Below are 14,282 nucleotides of genomic sequence, written 5' to 3'. Positions count from 1 at the left end.
TGACTACGCTGAAATGGCCAATCGTGTGACGACCGTGTGCGAGGGTGGAGATGACGCAGTCCGAGTTCCTGGCGCCGAGTTCGGTCCCGGTAGGCGTGGATCCGACCCGGGCCAGCATCGCCCGGGTGTATGACGCCGCGCTCGGCGGAAAAGACAACTACGAGATCGACCGCGAGGTACTGCGGCAGGTCGCCACCAAAGCGCCCGAGGTCGCCGACCTGGCCTGGTCCAACCGCAACTTCCTGACCCGCGCCGTGCGGTTCCTCGCCTAGCAGGCGAAGATCACGCAGTTCCTCGACTGCGGCTCCGGCCTGCCCACCGCGGAGAACACCCACCAGATCGCCCAACGAGTCACTCCGGACACCCAGGTGGTGTACGTCGACAACGACCCGGTGGTCATCGCGCACGGCCGCGCGATCCTCGAGGAAAACCCGAACACCCACTTCGTCTCCGCGGACATCTTCCAGCCCACGGATGTCCTGAACAACGAGGTGGTCCGCCGGCACATCGACTTCAGCCAGCCGCTGGCGCTGCTCCAGGTCGGGACCTTGCATCACTACGTCACCGACAACGGCGCGGACCTGATGCGCGAGTACATCGCCGCGCTGCCCAGCGGCTCCTTCGTGGTGATCGCTCACTTTTTCGACCCCGAGACCGAAGAACTGAGCGACCTGGCCCGCAGGATGGAAGAGTTGTTCATTCACAGCCCCATGGGGTCCGGGGTGTTCCGTACGGAGCGGCAGATTCTGGAGTTTGTGGACGGGCTGGAGATCATGCCGCCCGGGCCGGGCAAGGAGCCGAAGCTGGAACTGTGCGACTTCTGGTGGCCCGACGGACCGAAGCTGACGCCGCTCAACCAGGTTGAGCGCTGCATCGCCGGCATCGTCGCACGCAAGCCATAACCGACGACCCGGACGTCACCGTGTGAGCGGATCGCAGATGCGACGAGACGTCCAGCCCACGATTCCCGGGAGCTACCGGTCGAGTTCGGCGCCAGTGCCGTGTCACGAAAAGTCGCCGGTGAGCCAGCGGTCCGGGCGGATCTCCACGACTTCCGGCGCTCCGTGAGGGTGATTGCCGTCCAGTTCCCAGGCCAGCCCCTCGTCCACGCGGTCGGCGGCACGTAGCGCCGCCCGATGCGCAGCAGGTCGTTCTCGCTTGCCGGGGCCCTAACGGATCACCGTGCCATCCACGGTGACGTAGCGGTAGGGCACCTCGGTGCGCTGAACCGACAGCGACACCACCCCCGCCCGCCGGATCAGCCGTGACTTGCGCCGCCCGGCCCGGGTCACGACGGTGAGTGTGCCGCCCGGTTCGTAGTCGTACCAGGTGGGCAAAGTCGCCGGCGGTCGAGCATCAACGCTGAGCACGCCAATCCACGGACAGGCCAGAAAACCTCCCTGTCGGCACGACCCAGTCAACCGGAAGCCCGGTCTTCTTACCCGATCCGTCGGCCAGAGACGAAAGGACGGTCACTGACCCGGCGAAGGACAGGTCAGCTCGAGACCTGCCCTGGCTGTGACCTGCCCGAAGACCGATTTCCAGACCGCTGCGACGCCCCCTCAACGCCGCCACGGCGGCCCCGAGCCCATCACGGGCTTACCGGGAGCCCACCCAAGATCACGCCACGGCCCACAAGATCGACAAGCAAGAACATCCCCGCTGGTCAGCGGGGATGTCAATCAAGTGGGCCGCCTGGGGCTCGAACCCAGAACCTACGGATTAAAAGTCCACAGGCCCTCCAACCAAGCGAACGTCGACGGCGACCATCGAACGCCCATCGTCACGTCACCGGCGACGCGACCCAGCGCAGAACCGGCAGGTTTTTTAGACACTAAATCGCCCCTACTCGTGGGTAGCAAAAAAGCCCAGGTCTGTGACCTGGGCTTTGCTCCCCCGCTTGGACTCGAACCAAGAACCCTCCGGTTAACCGGTCCAAGTTCCTTCGAGTCGACTTCAGTCGTCGTCCACCTTGCGCGGACGCCCGCCGCCCACGCCTTGGCCTGGCCGCGCCGCCGCCCACTGCTCGATCTCGGCCCTTCGTTCAGGTGACCAACCCGGCGTCCTGCCGATGACAGCGTCGGGCTCAGGAAAGGGATGAGAGTCGGCGTAGCGGGAGCGCCAGTTCGCCACGGCGCGGTGGCTGATGTTGAACCACGAGCCGATCTCGACCATGTCGACGTAGCGGAAGGTCGTACCCGCCGGCGCGGCTGGGCCGGCCGCGATCTGCCGCTCGCCTTGCTCCACCCGCCGAAGTTAGCAGGAACGGCCAGGTAGAGCCGTCACCTGAGCCGTCGGCGGCGCGTCGATGGCACGAGACTCAAATCCGCTTCAGGAAGTCGAGAGCCTGCATCCCGGCCTTCAGGCCGTCGACCTGCTCGAGAAACGACGCTCGTCCACGGCGGGCTTCCTCGGGCCAATGTGGGTGATTGAGGATGTCGCCGACGTACAGGGTCACCCCGGAGCCGAGGCCCCACAGCAGGCTGTTCACTGCCGTGGCGGCGACGGCGAGTTCGTCGGTGTCCGCACCGAACCACAGCATGTCGGCCGGGTCGAGACCGCGGCTGCGGACGATCTGGGCGGCTACCCGGAAGAGCCCGCCGGTGCCGACGGTGTCGTCGCAGAACGACTGCCCGGCCTCGAGGTCGTCGAGGGCGAGGGCGGTCAGGGCGCAGGCGATGTCTCCCGGCGTGTACATCTGCGCGTTGACCTTCGTCGCTGTCCGTGAGCGAAGAGCGCCGAGTAGCGGGCCGAACAGGTCGCAGCCGAACCGTCGGTCCGTGGCGGTCAGCTCGAGTTGCCCAGCGTCCAGCGCGGCGACAGCCGACCGCTTGATCCGCTGGCGCGTCGGTTCATCGAGTTCCGCGAACAGCCAGCGCAGCAGCGGGTGCGCCCACAACGTCACGTCCGGACGACGCGTGACCGCAACGGCCCAGGCCTGCCGGGCGAGGTGGACGAATTCAGTGGGCGACGCCGAGGTCATCGCCTCAGCCAGTCGAACTGGGTCATCGACCAGCAGACCGGCCACGGCGATCGTCGCGACGACGCCCATCGGCACCTCGGCCTGACCTGACGCGCCGTCTTTGTGCCAGGTCGAGGCGACCTCGACCGCGATCTTCAGCGCATGAGCCTCCGCGTTGATCGGCCCGCTCAGGGCCGAGCCGACCGGTCGGTACTTGCCGCCCGTCATAACGATGCCCCTCATCCTCGTTGACTAAGTACTCAATGTTTGTCTACCGTAAACCGTGAGCACTCAGTACACAAGGTTTGAGGAGTGAGGCTGATGACACCCGGACCTGCCAGCTGGTCTCCCCCACAACCCCGCGAGCTGCCCGCGTTGCGCGAGCACTTGACCGACTACCTGACGACGTGGCCGGCACACCTGTCGGTCGCCGACGCACTACGCCGCGGACGCGGGACGCTCCGGCCGATCACCAGGCCCGAAACCGGAGCCAGTCTCCTGCTCGGCGACGAGCACCAGCGGCTGAGCGGGGCGCAGCTGTTCTACGTCACCTCCGACATCACCCGGCTCGTCCGCCAGGCCGCGCCGAGCCTTCGGGACAAGTGGGACATCCAGCCCCACGACCTCCCGGCACCGACCGGGTTCATGCTCTTCGCCGAGCCGATGGCCGAGTACATCCGCGAAGACGGCAAGCGCATCGACATCGTCGCGGTCTCCTGGGGCGGGACCGAGCTGATCACCTCCGACACCGGCGGGCTGTGGGTGACGTTCTGGAGCGTCACCGACTTCGCCGCGCTCAAACGCCTCGCCCGTTCATTGGGCGCGAGCGCGACCGAAGCAGATGTGACGGCCCATCAGCAGCACGCCGAGCTGACGTGGGACAACGAGCTCTACATGCCGTGGGGCTCGACATCGGTCACCGTCGCACCCGGTCCGGACGGCCGGATGATCGACCCGGCGAGGATTGCGGCCGCGGAGACGATCGGCTGGCTGCAGACCGTGCACGCAGGCTGGATCTTCTGCACGCCCAACACCCTGACCGAGACCACCGAGGAACACCTCCCCCGCACGCAGCGCGCCCGCGCCGAACGAGCCGGCCACCACGCTTCGCCGGTCAGGGTGATCTCGGTCAGCCGAAAAGCCTCTCCAGCGACCGCTCGCAGTGGCGAGCCCTCAGGCCGCAAGGTCGGCGTCCGCTTCCCCGTCGCGCCGTTCATCCGGCGCCAGGCCTACGGACCCGGGCGCCAGCTACGCAAGCTGACACCGGTCGCGGGGCACTGGCGCGGACCGGCCGACGCCCCGGTACGCATCACGAAGAAGGTCAACCTCGTCGACACGCCACCCACCCCGCGAACCGACTGAGCCGGGACGTGATCAGCCCGCGTCGGCAAAGCGCAGCGGAACCCACGAGCCCTCGATGCGCAGGTCCGCGCGGGCAGCGTCGACGAAGGCCGTGATGGCGCGGTCCAGCTGTCGGCGCCCAGACTCGTCATCGTCACGGACGTGTTCGTCGATCCTGCCACCAAAGCCTGGGCGAGTGTCCGAATGGATCTGCCGTAGGGTCTCGACTAGAGCGTGCACGGCCGCGAGCAGCTGGTCGAGCGTGGCGTTGAGCTCTTCATCGCAGAAGAACGCGAGCTGCAGGACGGCCTCTTGCAGCGCCTCCGACACCGAGGACGGATCGACCGCTTCGCGGCCCCGCCAGACCGGCAGGCACCGAAGCCGGTGGGCGGTCGCCACGACGGTGGGGACAGCTGGCTCTTGCGCTGCAGCACGATGTAGCGGTCGGCGCCGTCGCCGCTCACGGGAGGTCGTACCCGAGGCTGTCGGCGACGTCCTCGACGAAGTCCTCGCCGTCGACGCCGGGATCGCGGTCCTGGACCTCCCAGGCGGCGTCGTCGATCGCGTCTCCGCCGTCAGTAAGGGCGGTCGCGACGATGTCCACCAGCTCGCGCGCTTGCGGACTGTCCAGGTCGAACCGCTGCGCTGCCGAGGCGGCGGCCTGGTCGAGGTCGTCGTCGGAGTATTCGTTCATGGGCTCCTCGGTTGCCGGGACGGACGCAGGAGTCACGTCGTGGCCTGCCCGGTGACGATTCAGCTCTGAGCCAGCGTGCTGAGGATCAGCGCGGCAGCGACCATCGGTGGTCCCATCGGAACGTGGCCATCGCGTAGCCGATACCGGCCGGCGGCCGCTCCGACGACACCGACGGCGGCGGTGAGCAGGTACGTCGTGACCAGGCCGCCCAGCACACACGGCCAGCCGAACCAGCCCAGCAATGCGCCGATGCTGGGCGCCAACTTGACGTCACCCGGGCCCGGCTGCCCGGTCAGCAGGAACGACATCAGCAACAGCCCGCCCCACACCAGTGCCCCGACCAGTGCACGCACACCGCTCACGCTGTCCCGAGCGACGAATGCCGCGCCGGCGAGGGAAATCGTCATCGCGCCGGCCAGCGGCAGGCTGAGCTGGTTCGGGATCCGGTGCTCGACGGAGTCGATCGCGGCCGCGGGAACCGCCAGCAGTCCGAAAGAAACGGCAGCCGGGATTAGCGGCGGCCACTGCCCGATCGCCGCTCCGCTGGCCCAGCTGACGAGCAGGCACAAGAACTGGACAAGCGACGGCACAGACGTCGTCGCCGCGCGGCGGAGCAGAGTCATCGTGAGCGGCGAACATGCCGTCGCCACGACAGCACCTGCGACCGTCCCGTTCACCGCGGCCGCTGCTCGAGCACGAGTCGCACTTCGGCGCCTCGGAACGCTCTGCGGTCGGCTGCCGTGGCCGGGCGGTAGTGCCAGGCCGGGTGGTTCGAGCACGCCAGCGAGCGTCGGCAGCGGCATTCCTCGATCCGCCACCAGCCGGCGTGCAGGATCCGGAACCGAACCTGCAGCCCGGCAGGCGTTCGAGCGCCGATTGCGGCCTGGGTGCGAGTGGCGACTTCGGCGAGCGTCGAGCCGTGCACCAGAAGGTGACCATGGGCTTCCAGGTGGTCGGTGACCCACTCGACGTCCGCTACCTCGGGTTGCATCGCCACCACCACCTGCCCTGGACTCGATTCACCGGAGACACGCGTGCGGAGAGGACGGTCAGATACGGCACGACCCAGTTGTGGTCAGTCGTGGTCGAGCGCGGCCATCTCGGCGCGCTGGTCGCCCGAGAGGGTGGTCAGCCAGGTGTCGAAGTCCTGCAGCACGCCCAGTCGCTCGGCGCGCGCCGGCTCGATTCGTGCCTGTTGGCCGCTGACCAGGTCGAGTGCCAGGAAGCGGTCGTCGATCTCCGCGCGGGCGACGTGGAGCGCGCGACGGCGGACGACGGCGATGTCAAAGGCAGGGAGGCCACTTTGGATGGTCGCTGACGTGACGAGCGGGCGGATCCAGACGACCGCGGGGTCGTCGAGGTCACGGCGGGCGTGCCGAGCGAGCGCGGCCCGGAACACTTCGCGTCCCTCGCCGAACACAACCAGCTCGGCGCCGGGCAGGTCATCACTGACCTCTTGCCCGCGACCCACGAGCAGATCGCTGAACCGGGTCCACAACTCTCCGCTCAAGTGCTTCATAACGTGACAACCTCCTCGATCGGCTTGCCGGCAATGCTGGTAACGCCCTTGGCGTGCAGGAGCGCCTTGATTTGGTCGCGTTGGGCGGTGTTCTTGCAGAGGATGCGGCTGGGGCCTTCGGCGCTGAGCAGGTCGATGCCGTCGGCGAACATGACCTCGTTGCTGGCGCTGCTGAACTTGGCGATCTTGAACGGGTTGCGGGTCAGCGGCGCCTTGGCGTACTCGCCGGCCTTGGCCGGGTTGATCACGCCGAAGGTATCGGCGTTGGCGCCGTAGTAGTCGGCGCGAGCGAGCAGCCGCTGTGGTTGGTCCCAGACCAGCATGGGCGAGTTCTCGAGCGAAGAAGTCTGCCGCACGCGCAGGAACACCGAACTCGCGCCGCCGGTGAGTTTGTCCGCCTGCTCGCTCTTCCCGACGCCCGAGCCGGTTCCCATCGTCGCGCGCCGCTCGGTGGACGCGAGAACGCCGGTGGCCAGCATCGCCTTCAGCCCGGCGAACGAGGTCGAGTGGACCAAGGACCGCCCGGTCGTCGCGGCGTTCAACTTTTCAGTGGCGTTACCAACGTCGAAGCGGGTCCAGGCGAGCCAGCCAGCGGACCGCCGGGGGGCGGGGTCGTAGCCGTGGCTCGCCGCAAGCGCGGCGCCGTCGTGGAAGCCGGTGGCCTTCGCGACCGCATCGCGCAGGACCTGAACTTTCGCCGGCAACGCGCGGGTGTGGGCTTCGAGCTGGATGTCCTTGGCGAACTTGGCCAGCTGCAGGTCGCTCATGCCGACGGCCTGGTGAGCGCGTTCGTGGAAGATCTCCTGCCGGACCATGTCCTCCAGGTGATCCCCGGTGACTTGAGCGGCCGCGACCTCGGCGTGGCCACCGAGGCTTTGGGCGGTGACGTTGGCGGCGAGGTAGCTGTACTCGCCTTCGTCGCGGGTCATCGGCCGGTTGGCCAGGTTCAGCTGACCGAGCCGGCGGACGATCTCGGGGCCGTGGCCCTCCCCTGCGGGTGCGATGACCTCGAGCCGGCCGCGCAGGCTGTATTCGGTTTTCGCGGGGTCGTTGATGCCGTAGGGGCGGTAGACGGCTTGGTAGCCGTCGCCGAGGTCGATGGCGTACTCCTTGCCGAGAACGTCGGTGGAGCGGCCACCGTCCCAGCTGGCCTGCCCGGTGTTCGAGTCCAGGGTTGGCTTGATCCGCGTCGCATCACGCAGCACCGCGACCGCGGCTCCACCGAACGCCTCCGACGGCAGGGCCGGAACCATGACGGTGACCAGCGCGGTGCCCTCGTGCAGGAACGGCGTGACGTGCTCGACGGGCGCGCCGGACGAGACCGCGTGCTGGACGGCGTGGAACTGGGCCACGTAGTGCTCGAGCATCGCCTGCTCGACCGGGGACGCGTCGCCGAGGTCGGCGGCGAGTCCTTCGATGGCCGTCTCCGCGGCGTCGATCTTCGCCGCGGTCGTTCCCGGCATTGCGCCCTCGGCGGTGAGGGTGCCGTTGGCGATGTGGTGGTTGACGCTCTTGGCCGCGGTGATGATCTTCTCGGCCACGCTGTGCTGCTCATCGATCGGCAGCCGACCGGTGACCTGCTGCTCGACTTGCGTCGCGACCATCTCGGGACTGATGTTGAGTGCCTCCAGCAGCTTGGCCTCGGCGTCTTCGTCGACGCGGGCGTGCAGCACGGTGCGAGGGCCGTGCTCGCTGACGTAGCTGACCAGCGTCGCGGTCGAGGCGAGCAAGTCTGTCCCGCCCACGAGGACGGGTTCGCCGTAGGCGTGTCCGACGTCCGGCGTCAGCGGGATCGGTGTCACCGGGAGCTGCCCCGGCTCGAGCGGAAGCGGCTCGTCGGCGACCGGCAGCGGTGGTTCGCCGACGTCGACGTCCGTCTGGATCGGCTCGTCGGCCTCGTCCTGCTCGCTGCTGCTGGCGGGCGCGATGGCGTAGGGGGTGTGGGTCGTTTTGGCGTTGGTGCCCATCAGCCCTTGCCGAGGTGCGCCAGGGCCGCGGCGGAGGCGATCTTCAGATCACTGGTGAAGAAGCCGACGAAGTCGCGGCGCAGGTTCTGTTTCCGTTCGACGGCGTGGTCGAGGAAGGCCTCGGCGATCTGGCTGGTGGTCACGGCGGACTCGGCGATGCCGTGGGTCTTGGCTGCGCGGGCTCGCATCGGCGCGACCCAGGTCAGGTTCTGCGCGGCGCCGGCGTGGGCGACGGTGTGCAGCGTCGCACGCCATTCGGCGTCGGGGACGGCTTCGAGTCGGCGGATGACCGCGTGCGCCGCGGCCGGATTGACCTGCACCCCTGTGCCGAGCTGGCCGGCGAGGTGGGCGTCGTAGACCTGGTGATAGACGGCCGTGGTGCTCGGGCGGTAGCCGCGCTTCAGCTTGTCGCTGCCGAAGTTCTTGAAGGCCTGACCCTGATCGATGGGCACGAGGCCACCCGAGCTGGTGCGCAAAACGTTGTCGTGGTGGGCGTCGTGGTTACCCAAGGCCCAGCTGGTGACGTGCAGGCGGACGATCTCGTCGACGTCGGCTTGCGACCAGCTCGACGCGTTGCCCGAGATCGGCTTCGCGCCGGCCAGCAGGGGCTGGACGCTGACGGGTTGGCCGTCGACCTTCGTGGCGTAGACCGGAACGACGGGCAGCCCGGCGCGGGCGGCGAGCCGGGAGGCGGCGGCTTCGGTTTGGGTGATCGCGCCGGCGTGTGGTTTGCCTTCGCGTTTGGCGATCCAGGTGGTGCCGTCCGGTCCGGTGTGGAGGGTCTTGGGGTGGGTGCCGCCGAGGTTCGCCGGCGTGCCCGGCCCGAAGTCCCAGGCCGCGACCGCGGCGGCGTCCATCGGTTTCGGGATGGCGGCGTGCGCGGCCTGGGCTTGGTGCAGGGCGGCGACGAGTTGGGCGTGCTGCATCCCGAACCGGCTGCCCGGCTTGGCGGTCTGCGCCTGGCCTGTCGGCTTCGGTGGCGCCAGCGCGGAGGCCTTCTTCGCAGGTTTGGCCGGGAGTTCTTTCTTGAGGGCGCTGACCGCTGCGGCTGAGGCGTTCAGGTGGCCGTGCAGCAGCTGGCCAAGCTTGGACTTGGTCGCTACCGCGATTTCAAGTGTCGTCGCGATGCCCGTGTCGCTGATGAACTTCCGCAGGTCGCCGACCTTCTGGTCGTCGGCCCACGCGAGGACCTTCGCCCGGCCGGCCTGCATCACGGCCTGATTCAGCGGAGCCGCGGTGAACGTGTCCCACGACGCGGCGGCCGTGTGGACCTCGGCGATCGCACGCAGCTCCTGGACCAGCGCTCCCGCGTTCGATGTGTCGATCGGGCCAGCCTCGAGCGCGGCGCTGACGTGGGCGGCGCACGTGGCCGAGTTGGTCAGCAGCGCCGTTCGTTCGGCGACGGTGTCGGCGATGTCCTGGCGTTCGACGGCCGGCGTCGAGGCGCGCATGAGCTGCAGGACGTGGTGTGCATCGAGCGTCTGCAGCTGCGCATCGGTGACCTGTCCCTGGTGCTTCGCGGCCGCCACGGCGCTGGTCAACTGGGCAGCCGTGATGGCGCCGAGCAGTTCGTCGACGTGGTGACGCGCTGCCGCGGTCGCCGTGCCGTAGTCGACGCCCGGCTCGAAGTTCTGCGCAGTGGCGATCCGGTTTTCCAGGCGGAGCAGCCGTGCGATCTGCTCGGGCTTGGTCTGCGCGCCGAAGTGGGCGACCACGGTTGCGGCGGTGTCGAAGTCGTACTGCACTTCGGCGAGGTCGGCTTCGGTCGCCAACCAGCCGTCGAACCCCTCCGGCAGCGCGGATGACGTCGCGGCGAGGTCCCACTGCCCGAACGTCTTGCCGTTGATCTCCTGGCCGGCGCACAAGGCGTCGTGACGTGCCTGCGCAAGGGCCTGGATTTTCTTCTTGGCCTCGGCGTCGGCCGGAACGGACGGATCCAGCCACACCGCCAGCGGATGCGGCGCTTGCCCGGTGAACCCGACCAGCTCCGGGTTCTCAAACCCGGACGCGGCGGCAGCAGCCTCGAGTTCCTCGGGGGTGAGGCCGGCCAAGTACTCGGCGCTGAGCACCTGCAGCTGTTGCTGGTACGGCCCGGCCGCGGTGTCGGAGAGCTGGCTCTCGGCGGCGAGCGCGGTGGCGACGGCGGCGGAGAACACGCCGTAGCCCTCGACGGGATCCTGCGGCAGGTCGATTGCCGGCGGGCCGTGCGGATCCTCGGGGTCGATGCCGCCGGCCACGATGCCCGCGACGAACGCGAGGTTCTCCTCCGCAGCGTTCGCGGGCTCCTCGGTATGGGCGCAGACGGCGGCGAGGTGCTGCAGGACAGCGTCGTCTGTCGACGCGGGCACGTCGCCGGACGCTCCGGTGGGTGCGACGGCGTACGCGGCGTGGCCGGCTTTCGCGTTCGTTCCCATACCCGCCGCCGGTCAGCGTGCCGATCCGAGAATGTCGTCGACCTGCGCCCGCACTGTGTCCGCGAGCAGGCCGTCCGGCAGAAGCGGCGCTACTCGAGCTGCCGGCGCGACGGTCGTCTCGGCCCATCCGCCGATCTGCTCGGCCACCGTCTCCGGTCCCGCGCCGGTCAACCGCTCGCGCCAGATCCGGCCAGCAGCGTGCTCCCGCGGAACCCATTCGACGAAGCACTCGGCCACGTCGGTGTCGACTCCGACGACACCGACCGGCGTGCTCGCCACCCCGTGCTGCGGTGACCAGCCCAGCAGAACCCAGATTTGCCGCGTCATCACGCACCTCCCCTGGTGGTGACGGTGTCGTGCGAGAGCAGCGAGGCCATGAAGCGGACGGAACTGGCGAAGGCGTCGGGGATGCGGGCGTGAACGTCTTGGCGGCCGTCTTCGGTCATCACTGCCCCGTGCAGCGCGTACTGCGCAGGATTCTGGCTGATCACGACCAGCCGAGGACCGAACAGCTCGAGCGCGGTCTCGATGCGGTCCCGCCGGGACAGACCGGTCAGGACCACAACGACGTGCGGTGGGAGGTTTTCGGCCAGCCAGGACAAGCCGGGCAGCGCCCAGGTCTGCCAGTTGCTGTTCTCCCGCACGGTCTGGACGTTGACCGCGACCGCGGCCGGCTCGGTCTCGAGGACCCAGTCGGCCAGGCGGCGCAGGTCTTCGAGCCGGTACCAGTACAGGTTCGGGGCGGTCGGGATGCCGGCCGCGGCGAACTCGGCGGCGATGATCAGCGAGCGGCGCATGTTGATCAGGTGCTCGGCGCGGGGCCAGTTGCCGTAGATCGAGTAGTTCGGCGCCAGCACCAGCCCGAACCGCAGGGCAGCGATGCGGGCGATGAGGTCGTCGCGGTGGCGTGCGGTCCAGAAAGCTTCGACGAGCGGGTCCTCGCCGTATCCACTCAGGACGGTCAGTGTCGTCGGTGGCACCTCGAGGATTTCGGCGGCGGTCCGGCCGTCGGTCCAGCGCGGGTAGAGGGTGTGGGTTCGGGGAGAAAACACCCGCCGCAGCCCGACCGCGTACGCCGGCCACCGCACGACCGCGTCGAGCTCGGCAACGCTGGAACCATCGACCTGCGGCACGAACGCCGGCATCGACGCCGGCAGTGGCGTGCCGACGGCGAGATCGTCGAACTCGAGCGTGCCGCCGACGTCATGCATCCACGCATCGATGTCGGTCCGGGAGCCGCAGCGGATCGGGCAGGACCGGCAGTCCGTGCGGGCGCAGCCACAGTAGGCGCAATCGGAGTTGCAACCGGAGCACAGCGGCGCGATGGCGATCGCCGGCTCGGCGTCGGTGTACCAGGGACAGCGGCGGCAGTCGCAGCGCGCGGCCGGGGCGGTGGGCATGCCGAGGAAGGTGCTCATGCGGCTGCTCCCTTGTGGATGACGTCGAGAAGCTGATCCAGCAGCAGCGCGACCGAGCCGCGGTCGTGCTCCCCCAGCTCGGCGCCCTGGACGAGCGCGAGAAGCAGCTGGCGCAGGGCGGCGAGCGCGCGCTCGACGAGCCGGGCGTCGACGCCGGCGACCTGCACCTCGGGCTTCGCGCGAAGCTTGTCTGCCCGAGCGGCGTCGGCGTGCTCCTGGACTTGCTCAGCTTCCGCCAGGGCTTGCTCCGCGCTCAGCTCCTGGTTCGCGGTGGCGGCGGCGAGGGCGGAGGGCAGCAGCCGGGTGCGGCCGGTGTTCTTCACCGCGGCCCAGATGTCGGCGGCGGCTTGCTCCCGGCCTCGACGCAGCTCGACGAACCGGATCCGGGTATGCAGGGACACCTTGGCCTCGTCCATCTCCTCGGCGACCTCGCGGGGCATCTCGGCAAACGCGCGCACCAGCTCGCGGGCCTTGCGCGGGCTCAGCTGCAGGCCGAGCCGGGTCAGCACCTCGGCCCATGGCGCGGCGCAGCGCTTGTCGGTGCCGCGGATACGTTCCATCGCCGCGAAGCGGGCGATCGGGTCGTCGATGGCGTAGACCTCGGCCGGGACGGCGTGGCCGCCGGCCAGCATCTTGCCGAGCAGGACGGCACAGCGGTCGAGCACCAGGGCAGCGGCGAGCTCGCCGGGCCGCAGGCTCTCCCGGGCGAGGTTCTCCACCAGCTGCCAGATCCGCCGTTCCTCATCCGACAACGGCCCGGGGCAGACTACGGCGGGCAGCGCGGCGAAGTGTGGGTTGTCCGGCCGATTGACCGCGCCCCATCGGCATGCGCGCAGCCGTCGCTCCCCTGCCGCCAGCTTCATCGCCGGATGCGTCCCATCACCAGCGTCGATCTCCTCGACCAGCACCGGCTGCAGCACCCCGACGTTGGCGATCGAGGAGATCAGGTCCACGAGGTCGGCCGGCGTGGTGGCATCGCCCGGCAGCCGGCCCTGCAGATCGGTGAACGGCGTTCCCTCACCGCGCAACGGCAGCAGCGCGAACCGGCGCTGCCGCAGCTTCGGTGACAGCCCGAACTGCGCCACGACCTCGGTCGGCGCGTCGGTCATGACAGCCTGCCGAACACGCTCACCCACCGCGGGTCGCCGAGCAGCGGCATCGCCACCGGCGCCACCGGGCCGTGCTCTCGGAGCCGGGGCAAGGTCGTCACCACCATGTCGACCCGCCCAGCGGCCGCGCTCACCACGGGCATGGCCTGGGCGTGGGCGCGCAGGTCGGCGAGCCGGCGCTCGAGCACGGGCTGGTCGGCGCCGGAAAGAACGATCAGCACGCGGGGAAACCGCGGGTATCGCTCCCGCCACACCGGCCGCTGGCGCGATCCGGTCGGTGCGTGGTCGTGGTAGCGGATGTAGCCGACCAGCTTGCGGGCCAAACGCGCGACCGGCATCGTGGCGCGGTCCAGCTCGACGAACAGGGTCCGTTGTGTCCGGCGCCCGGTGTCTTCGAGTACGTAGTGCAGGACGGCGTCGGCGATCACCACCCCGCGCCGGTCCCCCGTCCGGTCACGGAACTGGTGGGCGACCTCCGGAGTCCAGGACAGCGGCCCGCACTCGTCGCCGCGTGAGCGGGCTGCTTCGACGAAGGCCAAGCCGGTCTCGACGACGTCGAGGGTGTGCTCCTGCAGTAGGTGCGCGACCGCGGTGCCCGGCAGTCGGTAGGCGCGAGCATCGACCGTGCCGGCTGCCTCGACGGCCTCGGCCCCGATGGGGGTGACGTGCCAGGTGCGGGGCCGGTGTTCCCGGGTGATCCGGTCGGCCAGGCCGGCACTGCGCAGGCCGGCGAGCTTCGCTCGAACGGTGACCGGAGCCAGCGTCGGAGCCACCAGGCGACGGACTTGCTCCGTGGACACCAACCGGTGCCAGTAGAGGACAGTCAGGGCGTCGCGTTGGAAGGCGTTGAGGTCCACG

The 14,282-nt window shown here is 69.4% G+C and carries 15 protein-coding genes, 1 tRNA gene and 1 pseudogene; 2 read left to right on the top strand and 15 right to left on the bottom strand.

The window, feature by feature from the left end; genetic code table 11:
• Nucleotides 1–50 precede the first annotated feature (50 nt).
• Nucleotides 51–902, top strand: a pseudogene (locus tag AB0M59_RS30835) (SAM-dependent methyltransferase).
• Nucleotides 903–1,169: 267 nt separating this feature from the next.
• On the opposite strand, the gene AB0M59_RS30830 reads toward AB0M59_RS30835, so the two are convergent.
• The 4 genes from AB0M59_RS30830 to AB0M59_RS30815 form a co-directional block, all read right to left on the bottom strand.
• Nucleotides 1,170–1,292: a hypothetical protein gene (locus tag AB0M59_RS30830; protein WP_364622030.1), complete on the bottom strand. Its 123-nt coding sequence runs from the start codon at nucleotides 1,290–1,292 to the stop codon at nucleotides 1,170–1,172.
• A gap of 395 nt (nucleotides 1,293–1,687) precedes the next feature.
• Nucleotides 1,688–1,752 (bottom strand) — tRNA-Lys (locus tag AB0M59_RS30825).
• Between the two features lie 204 nt (nucleotides 1,753–1,956).
• Nucleotides 1,957–2,247 (bottom strand): hypothetical protein, encoded by a 291-nt coding sequence (locus tag AB0M59_RS30820; RefSeq protein ID WP_364622028.1) that lies wholly within the window; start codon nucleotides 2,245–2,247, stop codon nucleotides 1,957–1,959.
• A 73-nt stretch (nucleotides 2,248–2,320) separates the two neighbouring features.
• On the bottom strand, nucleotides 2,321–3,205 hold the full coding sequence (locus AB0M59_RS30815) for an N-6 DNA methylase (protein WP_364622025.1): 885 nt from the start codon (nucleotides 3,203–3,205) through the stop codon (nucleotides 2,321–2,323).
• Nucleotides 3,206–3,283: 78 nt separating this feature from the next.
• Here AB0M59_RS30815 and AB0M59_RS30810 point away from each other — a divergent pair, with 78 nt between their 5' ends.
• Complete coding sequence (locus AB0M59_RS30810) at nucleotides 3,284–4,324, top strand: hypothetical protein (RefSeq protein WP_364622023.1); 1,041 nt, start codon at nucleotides 3,284–3,286, stop codon at nucleotides 4,322–4,324.
• 12 nt (nucleotides 4,325–4,336) lie between these two features.
• Here the strand turns inward: AB0M59_RS30810 and AB0M59_RS30805 are convergent, their stop codons facing one another.
• The 11 genes from AB0M59_RS30805 to AB0M59_RS30755 all read right to left on the bottom strand — a co-directional run bounded on the left by AB0M59_RS30805 (nucleotide 4,337) and on the right by AB0M59_RS30755 (nucleotide 14,281).
• The gene (locus tag AB0M59_RS30805; protein WP_364622019.1) at nucleotides 4,337–4,702 is read right to left on the bottom strand and encodes a hypothetical protein; all 366 of its coding nucleotides are present in this window, start codon (nucleotides 4,700–4,702) and stop codon (nucleotides 4,337–4,339) included.
• Nucleotides 4,703–4,763: 61 nt separating this feature from the next.
• On the bottom strand, nucleotides 4,764–4,997 hold the full coding sequence (locus tag AB0M59_RS30800) for a hypothetical protein (RefSeq protein ID WP_364622016.1): 234 nt from the start codon (nucleotides 4,995–4,997) through the stop codon (nucleotides 4,764–4,766).
• A 59-nt stretch (nucleotides 4,998–5,056) separates the two neighbouring features.
• Nucleotides 5,057–5,620: an A24 family peptidase gene (locus AB0M59_RS30795; RefSeq protein ID WP_364622013.1), complete on the bottom strand. Its 564-nt coding sequence runs from the start codon at nucleotides 5,618–5,620 to the stop codon at nucleotides 5,057–5,059.
• Between the two features lie 50 nt (nucleotides 5,621–5,670).
• Complete coding sequence (locus tag AB0M59_RS30790) at nucleotides 5,671–5,988, bottom strand: hypothetical protein (protein WP_364622010.1); 318 nt, start codon at nucleotides 5,986–5,988, stop codon at nucleotides 5,671–5,673.
• A gap of 84 nt (nucleotides 5,989–6,072) precedes the next feature.
• Entirely contained in the window at nucleotides 6,073–6,495 is a 423-nt protein-coding gene (locus AB0M59_RS30785; RefSeq protein WP_364622007.1) for a hypothetical protein, read from the bottom strand.
• Between the two features lie 17 nt (nucleotides 6,496–6,512).
• Entirely contained in the window at nucleotides 6,513–8,483 is a 1,971-nt protein-coding gene (locus tag AB0M59_RS30780) for a hypothetical protein (protein WP_364622004.1), read from the bottom strand.
• Nucleotides 8,483–10,897 (bottom strand): hypothetical protein, encoded by a 2,415-nt coding sequence (locus tag AB0M59_RS30775; protein WP_364622001.1) that lies wholly within the window; start codon nucleotides 10,895–10,897, stop codon nucleotides 8,483–8,485. Before AB0M59_RS30775 ends, AB0M59_RS30780 begins: the two co-directional genes overlap by 1 nt.
• A gap of 12 nt (nucleotides 10,898–10,909) precedes the next feature.
• Nucleotides 10,910–11,224, bottom strand: coding sequence for a hypothetical protein (locus AB0M59_RS30770; protein ID WP_364621998.1), 315 nt, complete (start codon nucleotides 11,222–11,224; stop codon nucleotides 10,910–10,912).
• Nucleotides 11,224–12,315 (bottom strand): DUF4417 domain-containing protein, encoded by a 1,092-nt coding sequence (locus AB0M59_RS30765; protein ID WP_364621996.1) that lies wholly within the window; start codon nucleotides 12,313–12,315, stop codon nucleotides 11,224–11,226. The genes AB0M59_RS30770 and AB0M59_RS30765 overlap by 1 nt, the downstream gene beginning before the upstream one ends.
• Nucleotides 12,312–13,424: a ParB N-terminal domain-containing protein gene (locus AB0M59_RS30760; RefSeq protein WP_364621993.1), complete on the bottom strand. Its 1,113-nt coding sequence runs from the start codon at nucleotides 13,422–13,424 to the stop codon at nucleotides 12,312–12,314. Before AB0M59_RS30760 ends, AB0M59_RS30765 begins: the two co-directional genes overlap by 4 nt.
• Entirely contained in the window at nucleotides 13,421–14,281 is an 861-nt protein-coding gene (locus AB0M59_RS30755; RefSeq protein ID WP_364621990.1) for a replication-relaxation family protein, read from the bottom strand. The genes AB0M59_RS30760 and AB0M59_RS30755 overlap by 4 nt, the downstream gene beginning before the upstream one ends.
• Between the last annotated feature and the right edge of the window lies 1 nt (nucleotide 14,282).

Source organism: Amycolatopsis sp. NPDC051371, assembly GCF_040682155.1.
In the GTDB taxonomy this organism is placed as follows: domain Bacteria; phylum Actinomycetota; class Actinomycetes; order Mycobacteriales; family Pseudonocardiaceae; genus Amycolatopsis.
Note: the sequence above shows the minus strand (reverse complement) of the source record. Positions and strands in the feature narration are given on the sequence as shown.